Here is a 22166-nt window from a genome sequence, read left to right as displayed (position 1 = left end):
AACTAATTACTCTACAAAAGAAATTGAAATATTATCATTCCAATTCTATCTCGTTCATGCACTTAAAATGTCCCAGCGGGCAGGAAGGTAATCCAATATGACTGCATGGTCTGCATTTCAAGCCCTCGATTTCGTAAACAAGCGATTCCTTTAATTGCGGAAAGAATCCGAATTCTTTTACTGTGCTTCCAAATATTGCAACCACCCTCTTCCCCATCGCTTCTGATAGGTGAAGTATACCACTGTCATTGCATATTACATGATCACTACCGCCAATTATTCCTGCAAGCTCTGCATAAGACAATTGCCCGCATAGGTTGATTGTGTTATTTGTTTCATTTTCTATGGTAGAGCATATCTCTTTGTCTTCCTCTGAATCATCCCCTACAAGCAAATAGTTGGTATCGGGATTTGATTTTATATATTCAACAAACTTTTCTTTAGGATATGTCTTTGTGAAATGCCTCGATGAAGGTGCGACAACAACATAATTCGAATCAGGTTTTTTACCGGTGTCAGTGCTGATTTCAGATGGGGTGAACATCATCTCGCCCTCACCAATCCCAAATGCTTCAGATGCCGTTCTGATGTACCTTTTGTAAACAGGTTCTGCATCCTTGAGTTTGTTTATTTTGAACCGGACAAGGAGAAATTTTTTGAAATTATCTTTCTTAAACCTGTATACGTTCTTAAGCCCGTTCGTCAATATTCTGCTTCGGGGATTATTCTGGAGATCTAATACAACCTCATAACCTGCACTCTTGAGTGCTGTTTTTAAATCTTCTCCCCCGTCGGTATAATAGTTTATTACTTCATCTACTTTTGGATTAAGCTTAACAAGATCTGCATACTTATCTTTTACAACAAAGGAAATGTGTGATTGAGGAAATTTATTTTTGAGGATATTTATAAGTGGGAACGTAAGAATGATATCCCCGAAAGAAGATAATCTTACAATAAGTATTTTTTTTATCCCTGCCAATAATCTATGTTTACTCTTCGTCAGGCGATATACCTATCACCTGGTGATCGAAATCCCAGAGGTTGATTTCGTTATATAAGTAATTGATTAGATCCGGGCTATATTTGTTTAAGAAATAAGTAATATTGTATACTCTTTCTTGTAATGTAGAATTCGGATAAACAGATTCTATTACTGACCTCATTTTGACAAGATTTGTGTCGTTTTGCCTTAACTGTGAATCTTGAAATTTTTTCTTAAAGTCTTCTATGATCTCTACGTTCTTCTGAGCTTTGTTCTTTAGCGAATTCACAACGTTCTTGTCTACCTGTTCCAGTTCATTTGCGAACTCAAAATTGAGACTGTTCAGCGCGTCGAGATATTTTGTGAAGAGCTCTTCAACATTTGTCTGGTCAGTCTTTGCAATTAGTTTTTCTGATAAAGCTCTCTCATTGAAAAGATCGACAAAGTCCAGCGAATTCTTTTCCAGGAACGCAGTTACCCTCTTCTCGAGCAATGTAACCGTAGTCCTCGGGAATACCACAGGCATTGTAACACCAAAATACTCATATGCGCCTTTTAGCTGGGCGAAGTATGATATCTCCGACGGACCACCTACATACGCTATTGTCGGCAATAGATAATCCTGTGCGATCGGTCTCGTTATTACGTTTGTGCTGAATTTCTCCGGCGTTGCGTATAGTATCTGAAACAATTCTTCCTTCTCGAACTTCTGTCTCGAATTCTTTAACGCGATCAGCCTGCTCTCGTGCGGCTGAAGAGCGTACCGATTCTCTTCATGTAAATAAAAAAGGTTTATAGCCCTTGGCTTTACCTGCGGTTCGTAGTTCACTTCTATATCAGCAGTCGTTCCTATCACTATCTCACTCAACTGTGAAAATGTTGCCAGCTCCTTCTCGAATACAGGCACAAGAAACTCTTTTATTCTCACATCGGACGAATCGCAGAACACTAATCCCGAATCCTTTATTACATAATTCAAAAACCGAGCAAATGCCGTCTTCATGTCAACACCTTCAGAATATGCTTTATCGATTGCCTCGGTTAGCTCTCCGGTAAAATCAGTCTCTTGCAGTGCTTCCTTGATCCCGTCTTTGAATTTATTTATATATTCATCGAGTACTATCTTCCCTACCGGAGTCAGATACTTTTCCTTTGGCTCTCCCCCTTCATAATAAGATACCTTTTCCAGCTCGTTCTTTTTATTAAGGACACTGATATTATTAATTTCCAGGAAATCGTGGTCTTCACATTCCAGCCAGAAAACCGGAACGAATTTGTAATCGGGAAATTTCCCGCTGAGTTCGTTCGCCAACTTTATCGTATTTATTGCTTTATATATTGTGTAAAGCGGTCCGCTAAGCATTCCTACCTGCTGTCCTGTGACAACCGCATATGTATATTCTTCCCGCAACTGCTCTATATTTGTTAGCGCAGCCTGTGATGAATTAAAATTCTCGTTTTGCTCAGTTAAAATTTCAGCAAGCTGGTTTCTGTCGAAGTTAGCGTTCTTTAGGTACGTCCTCTTCTTATCCTCGGCACATCGAATAAATTCTTTCTCATTCCTGTAATCATAGGTAAAAAAATCCTTAACTTTCTCAAAACTGTGCGTATAGTCAAGATATAGTTCATTGAAATCGTTTCTCTCTAAAAAAGATACTGACATATTGAATTTTCTGTATTTAAAATGTTTGTTATTATCAAAATACCTAATATAAATATAAAATTTAATTCAAATTGCGAAAACTACTCCCTTTTCTTCTGATAATACTTTTGATCTCATTTTCATCTAAAGCCTATTCAGATTATTCTACACCCGGCACAGGGGTCAGCTGGACTCTTACAGACCTGGTTTCTAATTCTAGCGGTGTGGTTACATTTTCTGGTGGAGAATATTACCTTAACGATACTCTGGTAATATCAGCATCCGATACGATAAAGGTCACTTCTAACGGTAACTTTAAATTTGCCGGGAATACAATGATCGATATTTTCGGGGTGTTTCGAATAACTCCCCCGGATTCATTCAAGATAACAGCAGCCGATACCAATCAAAAATTCCTTGGACTTAAATTCGAGGAATTCAGTGATCCTTCAATCTTGAAAAAAGTTATAATGGAATATGGAAACGCTATCCGCCTCCTGAATTCCGATATGATAATCGATAGCTGCATTATTCGATATAATACCCAAAACAGCTCCTTCGGTAGTGGTGCAATTGCGCTTTTTCAGTCAAATCCTATGATTTCTAATAATATAATATACAGAAATCGTCGTGCCGCCATCCAATCCGGGGCAAACATCAGCTCAGCACCGAAAATTATAAATAACCTGATCTATGAAAACGATACTGATAATGGCAATTATCCCCAAATTAACTTTGGAGCTACCGGAACTGATACTATTTTAATAAAAAATAACATAATACGGGGCGGTCCATTCCCTATGGCTGGCGGGATAGCATTCCTACCTATCGGAAATGCCAATATACGCATCGAAGGAAATACTATTACGCATAATCGTTACGGAATAGCTCTGGCAAGCGCAAATACATTTGCCATAATCGATAATAACCGCATTGATAGCAATAATATTGATAATAATCCAAATACTGGTGGAAGTGGGCTTAACTTCAATGGTAATAGCACAATAGTGGCAATTTGTACGAATAACGCAATTAGAGGCAATTTATGGGGTGTTACAATACAGGGAACAGCCAAACCTAACCTTGGGAATCTTACGACTCCTACACCATTTGACGATGGAGCCAATCATATCTATGGAAATGGCAATTCCGGGCAAATTTATGACCTTTATAATAATACTCCTGATTCAATTAAAGCTGAAAACAATAATTGGGGAACGATCGATTTCGATAGTGTAGAAGCGCACATTTTCCATAAACCAGATAATGCCTCATTAGGATTTGTCGATTATTTACCAATCGCACCACCCGTCAATATACAAGAAATAGGTTCAAATAAAAATATTCAATCATATTACTTACATGATAGTTATCCTAATCCATTTAATCCTATTTCTACTATTGTATTTGAGATACCAGTTGTATCATTCGTTAAGGTAAGAGTATTCGATATGATAGGCAGAGAGATTGATAACCTGGTAAATCAACAGCTAAGTCAGGGATCCTATAAAATTCAGTGGAATGCTTCAAGGCATCCGAGCGGAATATACTTCGTCCGCCTCGAAGCAAATGGTCTTGTTTTAAGCAAAAAGCTGGTGTTATCTAAATAGATTCCCTATTTTTACGGAAGCATTACTGCGGCGGCAATGGTTGTTGTCCATTTACCGTCCTTATCACCGGTAGCAGATTGCGTAATATTGAATGATTTAAATATCTTTCCGCTTTGCTTATATACCTGTTCCCTTTCGTTCCAGGCTGTTTCAGGATCAAAATCCACGCCCAGGGTAGTCGCAAGCATCGTTGCGGCAAGGTCCTCAGCATATTCACCGGCAACTTTCTCTTTTTCACCATATGGATGGTGCTCGGATATATATCCGTAATGGCTTCCATCAGAAGGCAATGCTACACCAATAGATGAAGCAATTAACCTGCTCGGCTCGTTTGTTTGATTTCTTGCCATTACACAAAATGTAATTCCACCCGGCTCTAACAGCTGTACTCCTTTTTGTTTGGAGAGCCGTTTACATCCTGCAGGATATATACTGGATACCATTACAAGATTACATTTTTCAATACCTGCATTTCTTAGTGCAAGCTCGAATGACTGAAGCAGGTCTTTATGCTTCCCTACTCCTTTGGTAAAAAAGATTTTTGTCGGTTTGAACAATTTTTTTCTATTTAGATTTTTTGTTGAGTATTAGTAGCTTAGTACACGTAAAAACTTTCTTTTACCTACCTTTAACACAAATTCCTCGCCTTTTCCTACTACATAGTTCACATCACTCACTTTTTCCCCATCGATTGTTACTCCCCCCTGCTCGATCAGCCTGCGCGCTTCCGAATTCGACGATGTCATCCTTGTATCCGTCATTAACTGCGTTAGTCTTACTTCACCACCGTTAAGCTTATGCTCCGGGATATCATCCGGTACTTCCTTTTTAATAAATATCTGATCGAATTCCTCAATTGCTTTTTGGGCTGTCTCTTCATCGTAGTACAACTTAACCAGCTCCATGCCCAGCTTTCTTTTATGATCGCGGGGATTGGTATCCGGGTGTTCTAATTCTTTCCTGATTGCCTCCAGATCTTCCAATGGAAGCTGTGTACCGAGTTGAAAATATTTATGGATCAATGTATCTGGTATCCTCATTGTCTTACCAAATATATCCCTCGGTTCATCAGTAATCCCAATAGCGTTATCAAGTGACTTGCTCATCTTCTCGCTTCCATCTACACCTTCCAGCAGTGGAGTCACAACTACCACCTGCGGCTCCTGACCAAACCTCTTCTGCATATCTCTTCCAACCAAATTATTGAATCTCTGGTCGGTTCCTCCAAGCTCGACATCGGCATGTATGGCATACGAATCGTATCCCTGCATAAGCGGATACAGAAGCTCATGCATAGCTATTTCCTGCTCGCTCTCCCACCTGCTTTCAAAATCATCCCTTTCCATTATCCTCTGGACAGTGAACTTGCCCATTATGTTTATTATATCGACTAATGTCAGCTTATTGAGCCATTCACTGTTATATAATATTTTTGTTTTATCTTTATCGAGAATTTTTGAAGCCTGATCATAGTATGTCTTCCCGTTTTCACGAGTTTCATCCCATGTGAGCTGCGGACGGGTTTTCTTCTTTCCCGTCGGGTCTCCTATCATCCCTGTAGCATCTCCTATTATCAATACAGCAATGTGACCCAGATTCTGAAAGTCGCGAAGCTTATTAAGTACCACTGCGTGTCCTATATGCAGATCCGGGCGTGAGGGATCAGCACCTAGCTTTACTATAAGCGGTTTATTTTCTTTTCTGGACCTTTCCAGCTTCATTACCAGCTCGTCCTCGGGGATGATATCGACTGTCCCCTTTCTGATGAGGTCCATTTGTTCATTTACTGGAGCGAACATTATATCTGCTTAATTCTCCTTTCGGTTTCTCTCTTTTTGATTGATTCTCTCTTATCGTACGTCTTTTTACCTCTTCCTATACCCATCTCTATCTTTACAAGCGACCCCTTAAAATATATTTTCAGAGGAATGAATGTTAATCCTTTTTCCTCTAGACTCGCTCTTATTTTATTAATTTCTCTTTTATGGAATAGAAGCTTTTTCTTCCGTATGGGGTCATGATTATTTATATTTCCATATTTGTACTCGTTAATATGAAAATTCTGTAACCATACTTCCCCGTTTTGCACCGTTGCATAAGCTTCACTAAGGTTGGCTTTTCCCTCCCGTAATGATTTTACTTCTGTCCCAAGCAATGACATTCCCGCCTCATACTTTGCCAGTATTTCGTATTCAAAATTAGCTTTACGGTTTGTTGCAATTACTTTAATTTTAGTATTATCGTCACTCATACGGCGTAAGTCAAGTATTTAAAAATATTTAAACTGCTAAGCAAAATCAATTTAGTTATTTATGAAGGTTATTCAGCTCCCCGTTAATCCTTTCCAGATGAATTCTTACATCTATTATGATGAAAACTCACTCGAAGGCGTAATCTTTGACCCGGCGGTCTTTTACATGGAGGAAAAGCAAGCCCTTGAAAAGCTGGTTAAAGACAAAGGTATCAAAATTACACACATAATCAATACCCACGGTCATATTGACCATATTCTCGGAAATAAATTTGCTAAGGATCTTTTCTCGGTTCCAATCTATATGCATGCTGACGATAAATTCCTTCTCGATAACGCCCCGAAACAAGCCGAAATGATGGGAATTGATATAGATGAGCAGACTGCAATTGATGAGCTTATCGATGAAAATACAATTATACCCGTGGGAAGCGCAAAACTTAGGTTTATACACACTCCCGGCCACTCCCCCGGCAGTGTATGCGCCATTGATGACAAAAATAAGAATGTCTTCTGCGGAGATGTAATATTTAAAAATTCTATTGGGCGTACAGACCTTATGGATGGCGATTACGATACATTGTTAAGATCTATCAAGGATAAGCTTTTTAATGAGGTTACGGACGATTATACGCTATTTCCGGGACATATGGAGATAACTAATGTCGCAGGCGAAAAGAAAACTAACCCTTTTTTGCAATAAAAACCCGGTAACCATAATCCTGATTACCGGGATAAAATGTTATATAACATAAGGAAAGTTAAAGTGGCTCGAATGTCCCTGCTATTTCCTCGATTTCCTTTGCCACAGTACTGTTGTATTTGTCCTTTAATGTAATGAATCTCAACACATATGCATAATTCTCAGTCGCTCCTTCATTATTAGTAGTGTAATAATAAATAGTCTCCACCACCTGGTCATCTCCATATAATGCCATTTTTCTTTGATAACTATCGAAATCCTTTGATGTATAACCTGTACTGGTCTTAGGAGAAATATTTAGACCAATATCCTTTTCCAGGTTGTATATAAAGTCATCGATATCCTTTACTCCATTCACCTTAAATGCAAGTATCATAAGTGCGTTAGAGCCGTCTGTATTATCGAATGAATATGATATAGCATCCTTCTTAGGAGTTTCTTCTACTTTTGTCTTAGTCCAGTCTGAAGCAAGGAATATTGAGAACTTAAAATTATTATCTGTAACCTTTGATTGGGCGTTTGCATTGTAGCTTAGCAATAACAAACCTGTCAGTACGAAAATTAATGTTTTTATCACTTTATCTTCATTTAATTATTATGGTAATTTTGCTTTTATTTGCTGGTATCGTTCTGTAAACAAACCTTTTGTTGGATCCACTTTTAACTTCATCTTCTTAATCTCTTCCTTTACGTTGTCAATCCTGTCCTGCGGTAATGGGTGGGTAGAGAGAAGTCTTTCGAGATCTCCCGGAGTTGTCCCCTTTTTCTTCTGCTCTTCTCGTATCTTATCAAAGAAAAATGTGATCGCTCCCGGATAGTATTCCGTTGAAGCAAGATAACGTATAGAGTAATCATCCGCTTCTTCCTCATCCGCCCTGCTGTTAGCCAGGAAGCCAAGTCCTACAAATAGGTTCGCGAATATTTGTGCTGCCATATTTGGATTGCCCCCCAGTACCAGACTCGCTATTGCATTCACACTATATGCTGCGGTCAGCCTCTGTGTCATATGTCTGCGCTCCGCGTGCGCTATCTCGTGTCCTACTACCCCAGCCAGCGTTGCCTCGTTATTAACGAACTTCATGAGCCCTGTGTAGATATAAATAAAACCGCCCGGTGTACAAAAAGCGTTAACTACAGTATCATTTATTATTTGAAAAGTGTATGGGAATATACCTTCGTAACGGATGTAATTGGATTTTGTAAGGATGTCCTTTCCAATACCATTTACATAATCCTTTATATCCTGGTGTCCCTGAAGCATTGGGAACTGCCTGGGATCCGATTTGATCTGCCTATCGAGGTCGCGTCCAATTGCTACATCATCTTCTTCGCTGAATATATTTGCACCACAGCTATAAAAAACAGCCGTACTAACCAAAAACAATAATGAAACAATAAACGAGTATAAAGCCGAATTATCTCTTAATTTTAATATTAATTTTTCCATAAATAATGCCTTTTTTCACCAAAATCCCTCTAAATTATGTAAAAATTACCTTTTATACAATTTACTTAGAGGTAATGTTCCCTATCTGTAACACCCTTACATGCCTTTAAAATTCGGTTTTCGCTTCTCTAAAAACGAGTTTACACCTTCCCTGTAGTCCTCTGTATTTCCGGCTATATCCTGGTATTGACTCTCCAGCTCCAGCATTTCATCCAGGTTTGAATCGAATGATTTCATAAGCATATCCTTGATCATCCCAATTGCTTTAGTTGGCATCGAGGCGAATTTTGCAGATGTCTTTTGCAGTAATTTGTTCAACACTGCTCCATTGGATACAACTTTATTTACAAGACCCATTTTGTAAGCATCGTTTGCGCTTACTTTATCTGCTGTCGCACACATTTCGAATGCTTTTGCGTAACCTATCAGTCTTGGCAATGTAAAACTCGAACCGCTGTCAGGCACAAGTCCCACATTGATAAAAATCTCGATTAGCGACGCATTTTCAACTGCTATCCTGTAATCGCATGCCAGTGCAACTGATAATCCCGCTCCTGCGGCTACACCATTGATACCGCAGATCACCGGTTTTGGCAATGACGTCATCTGCCTTATGAGAGGATTGTATTTCTTATCTAATGCTTCCTTAAACGTGGACTTCTTTTCGTTAAAGTCTTTTAAGTCCTGACCCGAACAAAATGCCTTCCCGGCACCTGTTACGACAACACACCTGACCGAGTCATCTTCCTTTGCGGTTTTAAAAGCATCCTGAAGTTCGAATAACATATTTTCATTAAATGCGTTATAAACTTCCGGTCTGTTCAATGTGATCCACTGAACCGAGTCTTTAATTTCCGAAGTGATGTATTTGAACATATCTCTAATTATTTTAAATTATAAAACCCATTTTTAATAGAACAGTTTATTATTACACTTTTTTCAAAAGTAAACATATTTATATTATCATTAAATTATAAACGATGTCCCATTCTCCCAATAAAGTATTGATGTGTAAGCCGGAATACTTCGACGTGACATACGCCGGTAACAAGTTCATGATAAAGAATCAGCATAAAGTAAAAAAGGACACTGCGCTTAAACAATGGGAAATATTAAAAGATACTTATAACGGACTGGGATATGAAGTCAATCTTATAGAACCCGTGGAGGACCTGGTTGATATGGTCTTCACTGCTAACCAATCTCTTCCCTTCATCGATACAAACGGTAACAAGAAAGTTATACTAAGCAAGATGCGTAATCAGGAACGCAAACCGGAGGTCACTTTTTTTGAGAAGTTTTATGATAACGAAGGTTACAGTGTAATCTCTCTTCCTGATGAAGTAGAATATTTTGAAGGTATGGGTGACGCAATACTCGACTATGAGAAACAGATCATCTTCGGGGGAATTGGCATCAGAACACAGCGCCAGGTTTACAAATACCTTTCCGAATTTACAAACTTTCACGTCGCCACTTTAAACCTTACAAACGTTTCTCTTTATCATCTGGACACGTGCTTTTCTATACTCAATCCTAATACAGTTGTTATCGACAGAAAAGGGTTCGATATCGAGAGCCTCAAAAAGCTGACACGTTACTTCGACAATATCATTGAAGCAGATCACGAAGAGAACATGAAATACTTTGTTTGCAATTGTCACTGTCCCGACGGGAAGAATGTTATAGTGCAGAAGGGTTCGAAGGATTTTAAAAATAAAATAAAAACCGCCGGGTTTGATATCATCGAGGTTAATACCAGCGAGTTTATCAAATCCGGCGGCAGTGTATTTTGTATGAAACTTATGTATTACTAGAATGGCAGATCGTCATCACCATCTTCGGTGACTGGAGCCGATTCCTCTGAACCGGAACTGCTTGATTGTGAACCTCCCGAACTGCCTTTTGCATCCAGCATTATCATAGAATTTAAAACTACCTTTGTAATATATCTTTTGTCTCCCCCGTCCTTTTCATAACTCTCTGTCGTTATTTTTCCCTCAGCATATATCTTACTGCCCTTCTTTAGATAGTTCGAACATGTTTCGGCAAGTTTTCTCCAGGCTACAATATTATGCCACTCGGTTTTATCTACCCAGTTACCGTCATCCGCCTTATACGATTCGGTGGTTGCAAGTGAAAAATTACATACAGCCGTACCATTTGGTGTATAACGCAGTTCCGGATCTTTTCCAAGGTGCCCTATAAGTAAAACTTTATTTAAACCTCTTGCCATAAAGATAACTCCTTTGTAGTCTTAATTTTTATTAATCAATAAACTTACTTTATTTTTTTCTAATAATAAATACTTATTATTATTATAGACCAAAAAATCTGTGAAATCCCTGCCCTCTTCTTCAATGATCTGTATCATACTTCCAGCAAATGAGCCTTTATTTATATCATAAGTGACGACCGTCTTTCCGTCAAATATAAAAAGCGTGTTGCCGTAAATGGAAAACGACAATATCTTATCCGGATGAATATCCTTTTGGTATGAACCAAAATTATCGTATACTTTGATTGAACTGTTCCCTTTGTCCAGCACATATATCATATTATTCCCGTCCTTGCTGATCTTCGCCGGATCTACTACTTTTCCTTTTGGTGAATTAAATCCTCCGAAGGCATTATTAGGGTCTGCTCCTCTGGGAAATACTACAACCCTTTTATTGTCTCCGTCCACTACATAAAGATCGGACGCATTTACTACTGTCGTAGATATGGGAGTCTTAAACTGGTACTGCTCTAAAAATGTAGGCTGATCTGTTTTAAGCTGTGAAATAAACGCAAGGTTTAAGTCGAGTCTCTGTATCCTATAATTGTTTGGGTCGGACACGATTATATCGAGCCCGGATGAACCGTCTATAAATGTCGGCGCATCGAACTGCACCTGGTTCCAGCCCTTACCGCCGGCAACTTTCACGACATTGAGATTAGAATCAAGCTTATATATCTGGTTTTGGTCTTTGTCCAGAACATAAATGAATCCCTTACCATCCGTAGTCATTGAAACAGCATGCGTAAACATATCGAGCTCCTTCTCGACCGAATAAGCAGTATCGGAAACACCAAGTAATATATTTAATGCCAGCGCAAATATCATCTTCTAGATTAAATTAAAAATCTACTGTAAACCCGATTCCTTTATAATTTGTCATTCTGTAATAATACTGACCTTTGTAATCCTGACCGTCATAATAAGTAAAAAATACGCTCATCCCTGTTGTATTATTAAATCCGAATCTCAATCCGGTCTCTAGATTGTTGTTCAGGTTATATGATCCGCTTATTGTATCCACTTTAACCGCTCTTACTTCATCTGAAAAATAATATGTCATCCAGTCAGTTATATTGTACCTGAACTCCCCTCCCAGCTGTCCCGATATCGAACCAAAATCATCCGGGATGGATTTGAATAAATATTCCATACCTAGAAGCCCCCTTATATTATACTTTTTTGCGAAATAGTAATCCAGCATAAAATCGATATTCATGAACTCCCTGCTGTAAACAATCGGGGTGAATATTGTATCTGTCCGTGGATATTTATGACCGTCTTCGAAATGAGATGATATATGAGATATCCTAAGACGAGTACTTAAGGAAAGACATTTCATCAACTGCCTCTTGTAGTTGAAATTTACACCGAAAAAGTAATCTATTGCATCGACCGGGAATTTGAAATTAGATTCCGACCGGAGATATGAAAAAGTGAAAAAACCCACACCAGCGGAATAAACTTTCATACTGTCCTTATAACCTATAACGTCGATAGAAGCTCCTATATCCAGCTTCAAATAATCATCATTCAGATCTTTGGTCGCTCCATTACGTGCTTCGAATATACTCGCTTTAAGCGGTTTAAAAACCTCGTCTCTCTTAAAAAGAAATATTCCGTTTTTCTGATTATTTTGCTCCTGTGAATACAGGCATGCGGGAATTACAGAAATTAGTAATATAAATATAAGAAGATGTTTCAAATATCTATTTGCGATTTCTTCTGCTTCTAAGGTAATCTCCAAAAACCACCTGACCCAGGTCGTTCAGGTCCGCGTAAAAAGCTTTTCCATTATTTGCCTTTGTAAAGTCATCCACGAATGTCCTTAAATAATAATCCTGTGCTATCATAAATGTAGTTATCTTAATTTTTTCCCTTCTGCAAGCAACGGCTTCGTCCAGAGTCTTGTTCACTATCCTTGGGTCCAGTCCGAATGAATTTTTATATATCCTTCCGTCATCTGTAAAGATAGCCGAAGGTTTTCCATCCGTTATCATAAATATCTGCTTATTACCAGCACCTTTCTTTCGGAGAATATTTCTTGCCAGCCTCAGCCCCGCTCGTGTATTTGTATGGAAGGGTCCGACTGAAACGAACGGAAGGTCTTTGATACTTACTTCTTTCGCGTCATCACCGAATACAACAACATTCAACTTATCTTTATGGTATCTGGAAAGTATAAGCTCGGAAAGCCCCATCGCAACTTCCTTAGCAGGGGTAATACGGTCCTCGCCATATAATATCATGCTGTGCGAAATATCTATCATCAGCACCGTAGCGCAGCTTGAGGTATGCTCTGTCTCGAATACTTCTATGTCTTCTTCCGAAAGTCTGAAATCGTCGATACCGGAGTTTAAATACGCGTTTTTGATCGTGGAGGTTAGGTCGATATTGGTAACCTGGTCACCGAACTCATATTTCTTCAACTCGCTTAGTCTTTCCGTACCCTTACCTGTCTTGTTGGTCTCGTGGAGCCCCGAGGTGTCGAGTTTCATATCGCCAAAGATCTTCTTCAACGAATCTTTTCGCATTCTTTGTGAACCCTTCGAGGTGAGAATGTTCATCCCGTCCTTTTCGGCTATGTATCCCTGCTTCTTCAATTCTTCTACAAAATCCGAAAATGAAATCTCATCATCGAATATTTCATATTCAACACCCATTTCCTGAAGCCATTCAAGTACTTCGTCAACATCTCCATTTGCCTGTATCATTAGATAGCTAAAGAGAGAGAAAAGCTCTTCGAGCTTCTTATCGTCGGTCTTTGACCAGGGCTTCCATTTTGAATATTGAATAAGCATAACGCATCATTAGATCATCTTAAATAATGTCGTAAACAGATCGGGATATACACCGAATACAAAAGTACCGGCAAGAGCAAGAGTAAGCGAAGTAAGTACCAGCGGTGGTATTTTGTAATGCTGTTCTTCGATCGAAGGCTCATCCGATTCACGGAACCACATATATACTATTACACGAAGATAGTAGTAAACCGATATTACACTAAGTAAAATACCAATTATAGAAAGCCAAATTAGATTTGATTCGATAGCGGCTTTAAAGATGTAATACTTTCCCCAGAATCCTGCAAAGGGCGGAATGCCAGCAAGCGAGAAAAGAAATATAGTTAAGAAGGTGGCGAGCATTGGATTGCGCTTCGCAAGACCTTTGTAGTCATCGATATTAATATTCTTGTAATCCTTCCCGTCGGCAGTTTTTGTTTCTATTAATGAAACAACTATGAAAGCGCCTAACTGCATAAATGTGTAAGCAACAAGATAGTATGTAACACCTTTTATGGTTTGAGCATTCAGTGCCGCCACACCTACCATAATGTAACCTGCGCTTGCAATGGAAGAATATGCAAGAAGCCTTTTCATATTTGTCTGAGCTATTGCAATAACATTACCAAACATCATCGTCAGTATCGCGGCTAACGTAAACACCATTTTAAAATCGACTACATTTACAAAAACTATTGCGGGTACTATTGTACCGACTGCTGCGATCTTGCCTGCGGTTGACATCATACCCGAAACAATTGTTGGAGCTCCATCATATACATCCGGTATCCACATATGAAATGGGAAAACACCCATTTTGAAAAAGAATCCTATCATAAACAGCGCGAAGCCTATGTAAAAAACAGTGTTATTCATTAAGCCAAAGGATTGAGAAAAGATGATCGAGAGTTTAGTCGTTCCTGTAACCCCATAGATCAATACTATACCATATAGTAGGAAACCTGTCATGAATGCACCCAAAAGGAAGTACTTCATCGCGCTCTCGTTCGATTTAACCCTCTTTCTCAAAAAACCTGCCAGCACATAAAAACATATAGACATTAGTTCAAGACCCAGAAAAACTACGAGAAGGTCGTTTGCCTGGACCATGAGTATCATTCCCATTACCGAAAATAAAAGCAGGGAGTAAAATTCTCCGAAATTTATGTCTTCTTTTATGAGATAGCTCCTCGATGCAAATAGTGTCATTAGTATCCCGGCGAGTATGATCAAATTGAAGCATGTGCTTATATTGTTCACCTTAAGGAATTCATTGTAGATCACCATGTTCATATTAATAATAGGGATATAAAGTGCCATTGCAGTTAAGACGGTAATAATACTAAACACAAATACTACTTCCCTATTCTTTGAAAAGGCATCTATTAATAATGTAACAACTGCTCCGAATGCTATCGTTAATAACGGAAGTGAATGCTGGAGATCGTTGGCTGAGATCATAAATTATTAATATACTTTTTTTATTTTTACCTTCTGGGTTTTGATCCTCTTTAATAAATCCATCCCATAATCGAGGTCAAGGTGAAATTCAACCTCTTCAGGGAGTGGTTTTGTCCTATCTGTATACCAGCGTTTCAGATCATGAAAGACTTTTATCTCTATACTTTTGTCACTTGCCTTAAAATACTCTAGTGTTGGCTTTTTCCCTTTTATTGTATATTCAGGGAAAACTATCCGAAAATTAGTGATGAAAAAATTCTGCGGATCCATTTCTATAAAACTATTCTCTAGCTTATTTATCGTTATCTTCATGAAGAACCTAAAATTCTCCTGGGTTGTATCTATAACCGGCATCATATCATACCAAGCTTCTACATCTTCTACAAAAATATCAAGGTTCACATTCAGAATGTGTTTCCTGCCATAGTAGGTTTCTTCATCCTCGGAATCATACCCGGGGACAGAACCGCATCCATTCAGACCCAGTAGCATCAACGCTAAAACTGCTAATCCGCTTTTCATTGATTTTGCTTTTCTGTTTACAATAATCTTTACAATTATGTAAACAAACAAAGCTCCTAAAAAATCCGCAATTACATCGAATATGTCTGCGTCCCTAAATGGCACGAATGATTGATGGATTTCATCACTTATTCCATAAAGAACAGTAAATAACAGCGCAAACTCTAGCGCGTATTTTTTTAATTTAACACTTTTATTTTGATTATTTAAGGAATAAAAGAATAAAAAACATAATACGGCAAAAGCACTGAAATGGGCGATCTTGTCCGTCGCGAATATTTCTGACTTAGGTAATTCTACCGCCGGAAATGAAGACTGTATAAACAATGCGAGGCAGAATAGTATAAGAGGTAAATGGTATCTTAAAAACGGATTTTTCTTAATGAATTCTAACAAAGATCTCCTGTCTATTTTGATAAATAATATTTTGCTTTTGATATTAATGGTATCAGGTCGCTCGCTATTGTCGAGCTGTCTCCTGTCTGTTCATACAATATATCACCGCAGAAACCATGCAGGTAACTTCCTGCTATAGAGCTCTCCAAAGCGTTTCCGCTCTGTGAATATAAACTCGATATTATACCGGAAAGTACATCGCCTGTTCCTACAGTGCCGAGGTTTTCATGTCCCGTTGAATTAATATAAAAACCATTTCCGTCTGTTATAACCGTCGGTGCGTTCTTTAAAACAAGCACAACACCGTACTCTCCCGCAAAATCTCTCGCGTAATTGTAAAAATCTGCTTTCAATTCTTCCACATGAATTCCCAGTAGCGAAGCAAACTCTCCGAAATGAGGCGTTAATATGATGTTCGACTTAGAATCTCTAACAATATCAAGATGATCATTAAGAGCAAACAACCCGTCTGCATCTATTAAATAATTATGTTCACATTCTCTGATTATTTTTCTTACTAGCTCTATAGTATCATTGTCCCTTGCAATGCCTGGACCTATAAGGGTAACATCACTCCATTTAATTTTTTCTCTTATTTTTTCAAATCCTTCCATAGAGAGCGTAACATCATCCGTCTCCGGTAACGGCAGCTTTACTACATCGGTAAGTTTCTTTTCAAATATGTCATCAAGTGATTTGGGGAAACCAATCGTGACAGCCCCGCTTCCCGTTCGCAACCCTGCTTCCGCAGAAAGACACCCGGCTCCCGTATATCCCTTCGCTCCCGCAAGAACAAATAATTTTCCGTTTGAATATTTATATGAATCTGACTTCCTGTGAGGAATCATCTTCTTAATATCACTCTTTTCAATCTCGTAAATATGGGCTTCGTTATATTTATTGAACTCGCTTTCAGGAACACCAATGTTGGCTACTTCTATCTCGCCACTGTAATTCTTTCCCTCATAAAACATACTGTGAAACTTCTTCACTCCCATTGAAATTGTGCAATCAGCTTTGATACACTCAGTTTGCTGATCATATTTTTCTAGACCCGACGGAACATCTACTGAAATAATCGTTTTCTCTTCGAGTCTATTTAGCTTATTTATTATACTTTTCATTTTCGCGTCAGGTTCACCGCGAAATCCTATTCCGAATATTGCATCAATTATCACTCTTCCATTAAAGTCAATATTGTCCGAATAGCCTTCAATAGCTATTAGATCATTTCCAGTTTTTACGATCACATCATGATTGATCTTTGCGTCTCCCTTGAGGTCTTCAGCTGGATAAACCAGTAGCACCAGGCTTTTTACCCCGGCAATAGCAAGGTGTCTTGCGATAACAAAGCCATCTCCGGCATTATTACCCTTTCCGGTAAGGATAATTACCGGCTCTGCTAATTTATCTTTAAATTTTGATTGTATGTATTTCGCTGAGTTGGCGCCTGCATTTTCCATCAAAAGAATGGAAGGAATGCCTAGCGAGTCCATTATCTTTTTTTCTACGGAGAGTACGTCTCTATTGAAAAAGACATTTTTCATTTTAGGAAATTAATTCACGCATCCTGGCAATCACTTGTTTCCTATCAGGCTCCCTGAATATAGATGATCCGCATACGAACATATCTACTCCTGCTTTAGAAATCTCACCTATATTGTTCAATCCTACCCCGCCGTCTATCTCAATCATACAATTTAAATTTCTTTCACTTATCATTTGCTTCAGCTTTCTCACTTTATCTATTACATTGGGAATAAATTTCTGCCCTCCGAATCCCGGATTCACACTCATTAAAAGAATGAAATCAGCGTATTCAAGTATATCTTCAAGCACTTCCACCGGTGTTGCCGGATTTAAGACAACGCCTGCTTTTGCGCCCAGTTCCTTAATTTGGTTAACAAGCCTGTTGACATGGTAATTATTCTCATAATGCACCGAAATATAATCAGCACCCGCTTTATAAAATTCTTCTATATATAGTTGCGGATCATTTATCATTAAGTGAACATCGAGCGGCATTGAAGTGATCTCGTTTACCTGGGAAACTATTTCCGGACCGTAGCTGATATTAGGAACAAAGTGACCGTCCATGATATCACAATGGATAATATCTGCTCCGGCTTCTTCAATATCCCTTATTTCTTCGCCAAGCTTGGTGAAATCAGCGGCTAATATGGAAGGACAGATTTTCTTCATTACCTTAAATTAAATAAAAACCCCCGGAAAATTAAGTTATTTCGGGGGTTTCTCTATCTTATAAATTCTAACTAATTACCGTTTTTTGTATCGTTATTTCCCTCAATGGGCTTAGGAACGACTTTCTTTTTGTCCTTTTTAGAATCTTTCTTTGTATCTTTTTTGGTGTCCTTCTTTTCTTTCGTATCGTTTTGATCCTGTTGCTGATCGTTGTCATTTCCGGGATTTTGTGGTGTCGGTTTTATATTTTCCTGATCGGTGTTACCATCTTCTACATCTATTTCCGGGATTTCCTCATCCAGCTCAACAACCCGCTTCTTAGAAATAAACAGGTCCACTACAGTTGTTTCATTAGCTGACTTATCTTTCTTAGGATACTGGTCGAGCACCTTTCCTGGTGTTACATCTGAGCTCGCCTGGTACGTTATCTTACCTACCTTTAGTTTTGAATCTATAATAAGCTTCCTGGCTTCATCCAGTGTCTTTCCAATTAAATCCGGAACCCGCAAGGAGCCTATCTCAGGTCCGTTACTTACTATCATCGCGATCTTTGAATTCCTTTTTACCTTACTACCCGGCTGTATTATTTGTGATATGATTACTTCATCCTGGTACTCATTGGAAAATTTTCTAACAACGTCCCCAATTTCAAGTCCCCTTTGTTCTAAAGTAAATCTTGCGTCCCTTAAAGTCCTTCCCGTGAGCTTTGGTACTTCTATCAATTGCTCTCCGCCGCACGGATAGAGATATATCCTTCTTCCGGCTTTTACCATTTGCCCGGATGGAGGATTTTGATCGAGTATCATACCAATAGGTTTCGATTCATCATACCTGTTCTCACCCTGCTTTACCTCAAGTCCGGCTTCCTCTATCAGAGTTTTGGCGTCACGGAAGTTCATTCCCACCACGTTTGGAACTTCGACAGTATTCGATTGCTTGACATATAGGGGCATTAAGACATTGTTAAATAAGAAAAAAAGCACAAACAATGTCCCAAATATTATTCCTAATTTTTTCAACATATCCTAAAGCTAAATAACTTTTCCATAAAATAAAATTGAAATAAATAACTGCTTATTGCGTTAAAACGTTTCCGAATTGCCTCTGGAAGTTGTTTACTATTACACCATTCGGCTCCTCAGAAAGTTTCCTTTGCATTTCATCTTTAAATCTGCCTTTATCGTTTGTTAGACCTTCCTGGAGCTTTTCCCTATCATACGCAAAATTATAAGGTGTTACATATTTGTATTCATATTTTTCTATCACATCTTTAAATACAGGCGTATCTTTCAAAAATAAAAACGATTTATCATCCCAGAAAACCAGTTTCCACTCATTGCTTTTCGAAAAGTAGGAAACCGGCGAACTTTGCATTTCTGTCGGCACTCTCACCAGATCCGGCGCCAGGTATATTGCATAATCTATTCCATAGTCTTTTAATTTCTGCTCAAAACCCGGTTTCATTGACATTATATTGTAATATTCGAAATATATACTGTCGTTTAAATTCCTGCTGTCAATAAAATTCTTTTCTTCCGGAAAATTCCAGATCAGATAACCGCCTGTCCCAAAATGATTCAGCGGATGCTCCCCTAGTTCTGTGATCTTGTTCGTTTTCATAAAATCAAAAAGCTGTGTCGGAATGAAATCGGAGTTGATACCCACGCCCGTAATACGGTAATACTTGAGCGTATCGAGATATAAGGTACTGTCGGGAAGTTTGAATATGAAGAATAGAAGAGCTATAGCATAAACCCCTTTTATAAGCGGGCTTTTATAGACAAAATCTTTTATTTTTCTTGAGTCGGGCAAAGCTATCATAAAATCGATTGCAAGCGCAAAAAATACTGCCATGAAAATGATGTAATCTACCGTCAACCTTACCGCCCTGACAGAATATATTGCAAAACCTATCACGAGCATTGCAATAAACAGATCTTTCTTTTTGACAGCATAAAACAAAATCAGTATGCCTCCGAAAAGAAATATTTTATAAATTATCGTAACAAAGCTTCCGTCGAATAATTCATTGAACGGGGATCTCCATTCATTTATCGTCATAAGCATTTTCATTTGCGTATGCTCATAAGCGTATACATAGGTTTGGTATGAGTTGGGATTAATTAACATAACGAGAATACATGCGCATGCAATTAATAACAGCCTTACCATGTCAGCCTTCTTTATTGCATCCTTAGATTTAAACATAACAAGCAAGAGTTCATACAACACATAGATACCAAAGAAGAACATGCCAGCAATAATACCCATATGCATATTACTCCAGATCAAGAATATCAATGGGAGGAAGAAAAGAACTTTGTAGTTATGCCGGAAGTATTTGTAATCGGTAATTATCCATACAAGAATTGCAAAAAATAAATATGACATTATATGAGGACGCGGTGTTAACCGGTCTATTGTGCCAAAAGCCATTAACCCAAGAACAAGAATAGAGATATTAAAACTGACCTTGAACCTCTGCATCACCCAGAAGAGTATGGTAAATATGGCAAGGAATACAATCGTTCTAAAAATAGAAAGAGCAGTATATCCGCCAATATTGTATAGACCATAAGTAATAATATCCCAGCCCCATTCGAAAGGCATCCACTCCTGTCCCTGTGTTACAAAACCGAACACATCGGTTGAAGGTACCGAACCGGTTTCAATTATGTACCGGCCGGTAGCCATATGCCAGAAAACGTCATCATCTCCGGATATCTTAAATGTTGTTAGGAGAATGAGGAAAATCCCAAATAATGCGAGGACAATATAATTAAAAATTTTATTGTCCTTTACTTCGGGTACTTTTACCGCTTTGGTTTTTGTCTTTTTTTTGCTTTTAGCCGGCAATTGATTACTGTTTGATCACAAAAAATAATCCCTGCTCAATTTTTAGTCTCGAACAGGGATCATATTTTCTTTAAAACTTCTAATTACTTAATGAGCATCATCTTCTTCACTTCACTTACATCACCTGCCGAGAGTTTATAAAAATAAACTCCGCTCGATAGATTGTATTTCGATGTTTCAAATTTAACGGTATAGTCTCCACCGGAGTAATACTCGTTATTTATTAGAGACGCTACTTCCTTACCGCTCAGATCATATACCGTTAGAGAAAGGTTCGATGCCTTCAAAATAGAGAAACTTATATTTGTCGAAGGATTAAACGGGTTTGGATAGTTTTGGTCCAGTTTGAAACTGTTTGCAATACCATTATTATTTCCAACCGATGTAGTAGATACATATACTACCTTGTTACTTGCATAATTCCACTTATCTCCAAAAGGATCATTATCCAGATCGACTGCATTTCCATTTGCGTATATAGTATCATACACACCGTCCATCATAGGTGCTATGTAGGTAAAAATAAATTCGACCGAATCACCCATTATAGGTTTTGGCCATGTATGAGTCAGCTCATAATCAGGTGAAATAATAGTATCCCTTGCTCTTCTCAATCCGGTGTCAAGGTCACTCACGAATAGATTACCATAATATGTAGCTATGTCAGTCCCACCTGCGCTAAATACCGTATCGCTTGTTATTACAAGCCTGAATAAAGCAGTATCTCCCGGAGCCATCATCGATGGTCCGTCGATCTTTACATGTGTCTGTGATGAAGGAATAAATCCATGGCATTCGCATCCAAATTCCGATGTTTTCTTGGTCACGTTAATTATACCATTTCTCAATCCCAGCAAATTAATCAACAGTATTGCAAAAAACAGCATACTGCTTAAAAAAATTATTGGTCTCTTTAATTTCATTTTATAAGGTTTAAATAATGACTTAAAATAACTTATAATAAATTACAGGTAGTAATCTTTAATTTCAATTTATTAATTTAAAATCGCCTTTTTTCAATAAAAGAAAA

22 protein-coding genes are annotated in these 22166 nt (G+C 38.2%); 3 read left to right on the top strand and 19 right to left on the bottom strand.

All coding sequences use genetic code 11. The features are described 5' to 3' along the window. Nucleotides 1–34: 34 nt before the first annotated feature. Together H6614_05760 and bshC are read right to left on the bottom strand one after the other, a co-directional pair. Nucleotides 35–982 (bottom strand): glycosyltransferase family 9 protein, encoded by a 948-nt coding sequence (locus H6614_05760; protein MCB9243160.1) that lies wholly within the window; start codon nucleotides 980–982, stop codon nucleotides 35–37. A 10-nt stretch (nucleotides 983–992) separates the two neighbouring features. Continuing rightward, nucleotides 993–2648: a bacillithiol biosynthesis cysteine-adding enzyme BshC gene (gene bshC / locus H6614_05755; GenBank protein MCB9243159.1), complete on the bottom strand. Its 1656-nt coding sequence runs from the start codon at nucleotides 2646–2648 to the stop codon at nucleotides 993–995. 71 nt (nucleotides 2649–2719) lie between these two features. On the opposite strand from bshC, the gene H6614_05750 reads away from it, so the two are divergent. Beyond that, nucleotides 2720–4237: a right-handed parallel beta-helix repeat-containing protein gene (locus tag H6614_05750; protein MCB9243158.1), complete on the top strand. Its 1518-nt coding sequence runs from the start codon at nucleotides 2720–2722 to the stop codon at nucleotides 4235–4237. Between the two features lie 11 nt (nucleotides 4238–4248). Here the strand turns inward: H6614_05750 and H6614_05745 are convergent, their stop codons facing one another. From H6614_05745 to smpB, 3 genes are read right to left on the bottom strand one after another with little or no spacing between them, the layout of a single operon-like run. Then, a complete protein-coding gene (locus H6614_05745) occupies nucleotides 4249–4794 on the bottom strand; it encodes an arginine decarboxylase, pyruvoyl-dependent (protein ID MCB9243157.1) in 546 nt (181 codons plus the stop codon). Between the two features lie 30 nt (nucleotides 4795–4824). Continuing rightward, complete coding sequence (locus H6614_05740; protein ID MCB9243156.1) at nucleotides 4825–6039, bottom strand: tyrosine--tRNA ligase; 1215 nt, start codon at nucleotides 6037–6039, stop codon at nucleotides 4825–4827. Next, nucleotides 6036–6488, bottom strand: a complete 453-nt coding sequence (gene smpB / locus H6614_05735; protein ID MCB9243155.1) for an SsrA-binding protein SmpB — start codon at nucleotides 6486–6488, stop codon at nucleotides 6036–6038. Before smpB ends, H6614_05740 begins: the two co-directional genes overlap by 4 nt. A 61-nt stretch (nucleotides 6489–6549) precedes the next feature. On the opposite strand from smpB, the gene H6614_05730 reads away from it, so the two are divergent. Further along, nucleotides 6550–7191 (top strand): MBL fold metallo-hydrolase, encoded by a 642-nt coding sequence (locus tag H6614_05730; protein MCB9243154.1) that lies wholly within the window; start codon nucleotides 6550–6552, stop codon nucleotides 7189–7191. Between the two features lie 58 nt (nucleotides 7192–7249). Here H6614_05730 and H6614_05725 read toward each other — a convergent pair whose 3' ends face one another. From H6614_05725 to H6614_05715, 3 genes are all read right to left on the bottom strand, one after another. Beyond that, nucleotides 7250–7768: a hypothetical protein gene (locus H6614_05725; protein ID MCB9243153.1), complete on the bottom strand. Its 519-nt coding sequence runs from the start codon at nucleotides 7766–7768 to the stop codon at nucleotides 7250–7252. Nucleotides 7769–7786: 18 nt separating this feature from the next. Next, a complete protein-coding gene (locus H6614_05720; protein ID MCB9243152.1) occupies nucleotides 7787–8638 on the bottom strand; it encodes a M48 family metalloprotease in 852 nt (283 codons plus the stop codon). A gap of 96 nt (nucleotides 8639–8734) precedes the next feature. After that, nucleotides 8735–9514 carry an enoyl-CoA hydratase/isomerase family protein gene (locus H6614_05715; protein MCB9243151.1) on the bottom strand — a complete coding sequence of 260 codons (780 nt, stop codon included), beginning with the start codon at nucleotides 9512–9514 and terminating at the stop codon, nucleotides 8735–8737. A gap of 104 nt (nucleotides 9515–9618) precedes the next feature. Here H6614_05715 and H6614_05710 point away from each other — a divergent pair, with 104 nt between their 5' ends. Further along, on the top strand, nucleotides 9619–10455 hold the full coding sequence (locus H6614_05710) for an amidinotransferase (protein MCB9243150.1): 837 nt from the start codon (nucleotides 9619–9621) through the stop codon (nucleotides 10453–10455). On the opposite strand, the gene H6614_05705 is transcribed toward H6614_05710, so the two are convergent. The 11 genes from H6614_05705 to H6614_05655 all read right to left on the bottom strand — a co-directional run bounded on the left by H6614_05705 (nucleotide 10452) and on the right by H6614_05655 (nucleotide 22023). Beyond that, nucleotides 10452–10874, bottom strand: a complete 423-nt coding sequence (locus H6614_05705; protein ID MCB9243149.1) for a single-stranded DNA-binding protein — start codon at nucleotides 10872–10874, stop codon at nucleotides 10452–10454. The two genes, H6614_05710 and H6614_05705, sit on opposite strands and share 4 nt — an antisense overlap. A 21-nt stretch (nucleotides 10875–10895) precedes the next feature. Then, nucleotides 10896–11744: an NHL repeat-containing protein gene (locus H6614_05700; GenBank protein ID MCB9243148.1), complete on the bottom strand. Its 849-nt coding sequence runs from the start codon at nucleotides 11742–11744 to the stop codon at nucleotides 10896–10898. 13 nt (nucleotides 11745–11757) lie between these two features. Continuing rightward, nucleotides 11758–12621 (bottom strand): DUF1207 domain-containing protein, encoded by an 864-nt coding sequence (locus tag H6614_05695; protein MCB9243147.1) that lies wholly within the window; start codon nucleotides 12619–12621, stop codon nucleotides 11758–11760. A 4-nt stretch (nucleotides 12622–12625) separates the two neighbouring features. Continuing rightward, nucleotides 12626–13717 (bottom strand): hypothetical protein, encoded by a 1092-nt coding sequence (locus tag H6614_05690; protein ID MCB9243146.1) that lies wholly within the window; start codon nucleotides 13715–13717, stop codon nucleotides 12626–12628. Nucleotides 13718–13726: 9 nt separating this feature from the next. Beyond that, entirely contained in the window at nucleotides 13727–15160 is a 1434-nt protein-coding gene (locus H6614_05685; protein ID MCB9243145.1) for an NADH-quinone oxidoreductase subunit N, read from the bottom strand. Between the two features lie 6 nt (nucleotides 15161–15166). Then, a complete protein-coding gene (locus H6614_05680; protein MCB9243144.1) occupies nucleotides 15167–16078 on the bottom strand; it encodes a VanZ family protein in 912 nt (303 codons plus the stop codon). A gap of 11 nt (nucleotides 16079–16089) precedes the next feature. Continuing rightward, on the bottom strand, nucleotides 16090–17625 hold the full coding sequence (locus tag H6614_05675) for an NAD(P)H-hydrate dehydratase (GenBank protein MCB9243143.1): 1536 nt from the start codon (nucleotides 17623–17625) through the stop codon (nucleotides 16090–16092). A gap of 1 nt (nucleotide 17626) precedes the next feature. Further along, nucleotides 17627–18280 carry a ribulose-phosphate 3-epimerase gene (gene rpe / locus H6614_05670; protein ID MCB9243142.1) on the bottom strand — a complete coding sequence of 218 codons (654 nt, stop codon included), beginning with the start codon at nucleotides 18278–18280 and terminating at the stop codon, nucleotides 17627–17629. Between the two features lie 71 nt (nucleotides 18281–18351). After that, nucleotides 18352–19233 (bottom strand): PASTA domain-containing protein, encoded by an 882-nt coding sequence (locus tag H6614_05665; GenBank protein MCB9243141.1) that lies wholly within the window; start codon nucleotides 19231–19233, stop codon nucleotides 18352–18354. Nucleotides 19234–19354: 121 nt separating this feature from the next. Continuing rightward, nucleotides 19355–21136 (bottom strand): hypothetical protein, encoded by a 1782-nt coding sequence (locus tag H6614_05660; GenBank protein MCB9243140.1) that lies wholly within the window; start codon nucleotides 21134–21136, stop codon nucleotides 19355–19357. A gap of 83 nt (nucleotides 21137–21219) precedes the next feature. After that, a complete protein-coding gene (locus H6614_05655) occupies nucleotides 21220–22023 on the bottom strand; it encodes a T9SS type A sorting domain-containing protein (protein ID MCB9243139.1) in 804 nt (267 codons plus the stop codon). Between the last annotated feature and the right edge of the window lie 143 nt (nucleotides 22024–22166).

The sequence above is a fragment of the Ignavibacteriales bacterium genome (assembly GCA_020635255.1).
GTDB lineage: Bacteria > Bacteroidota > Ignavibacteria > Tepidaquicellales > Tepidaquicellaceae > JAEYVS01.
Note: the sequence above shows the minus strand (reverse complement) of the source record. Positions and strands in the feature narration are given on the sequence as shown.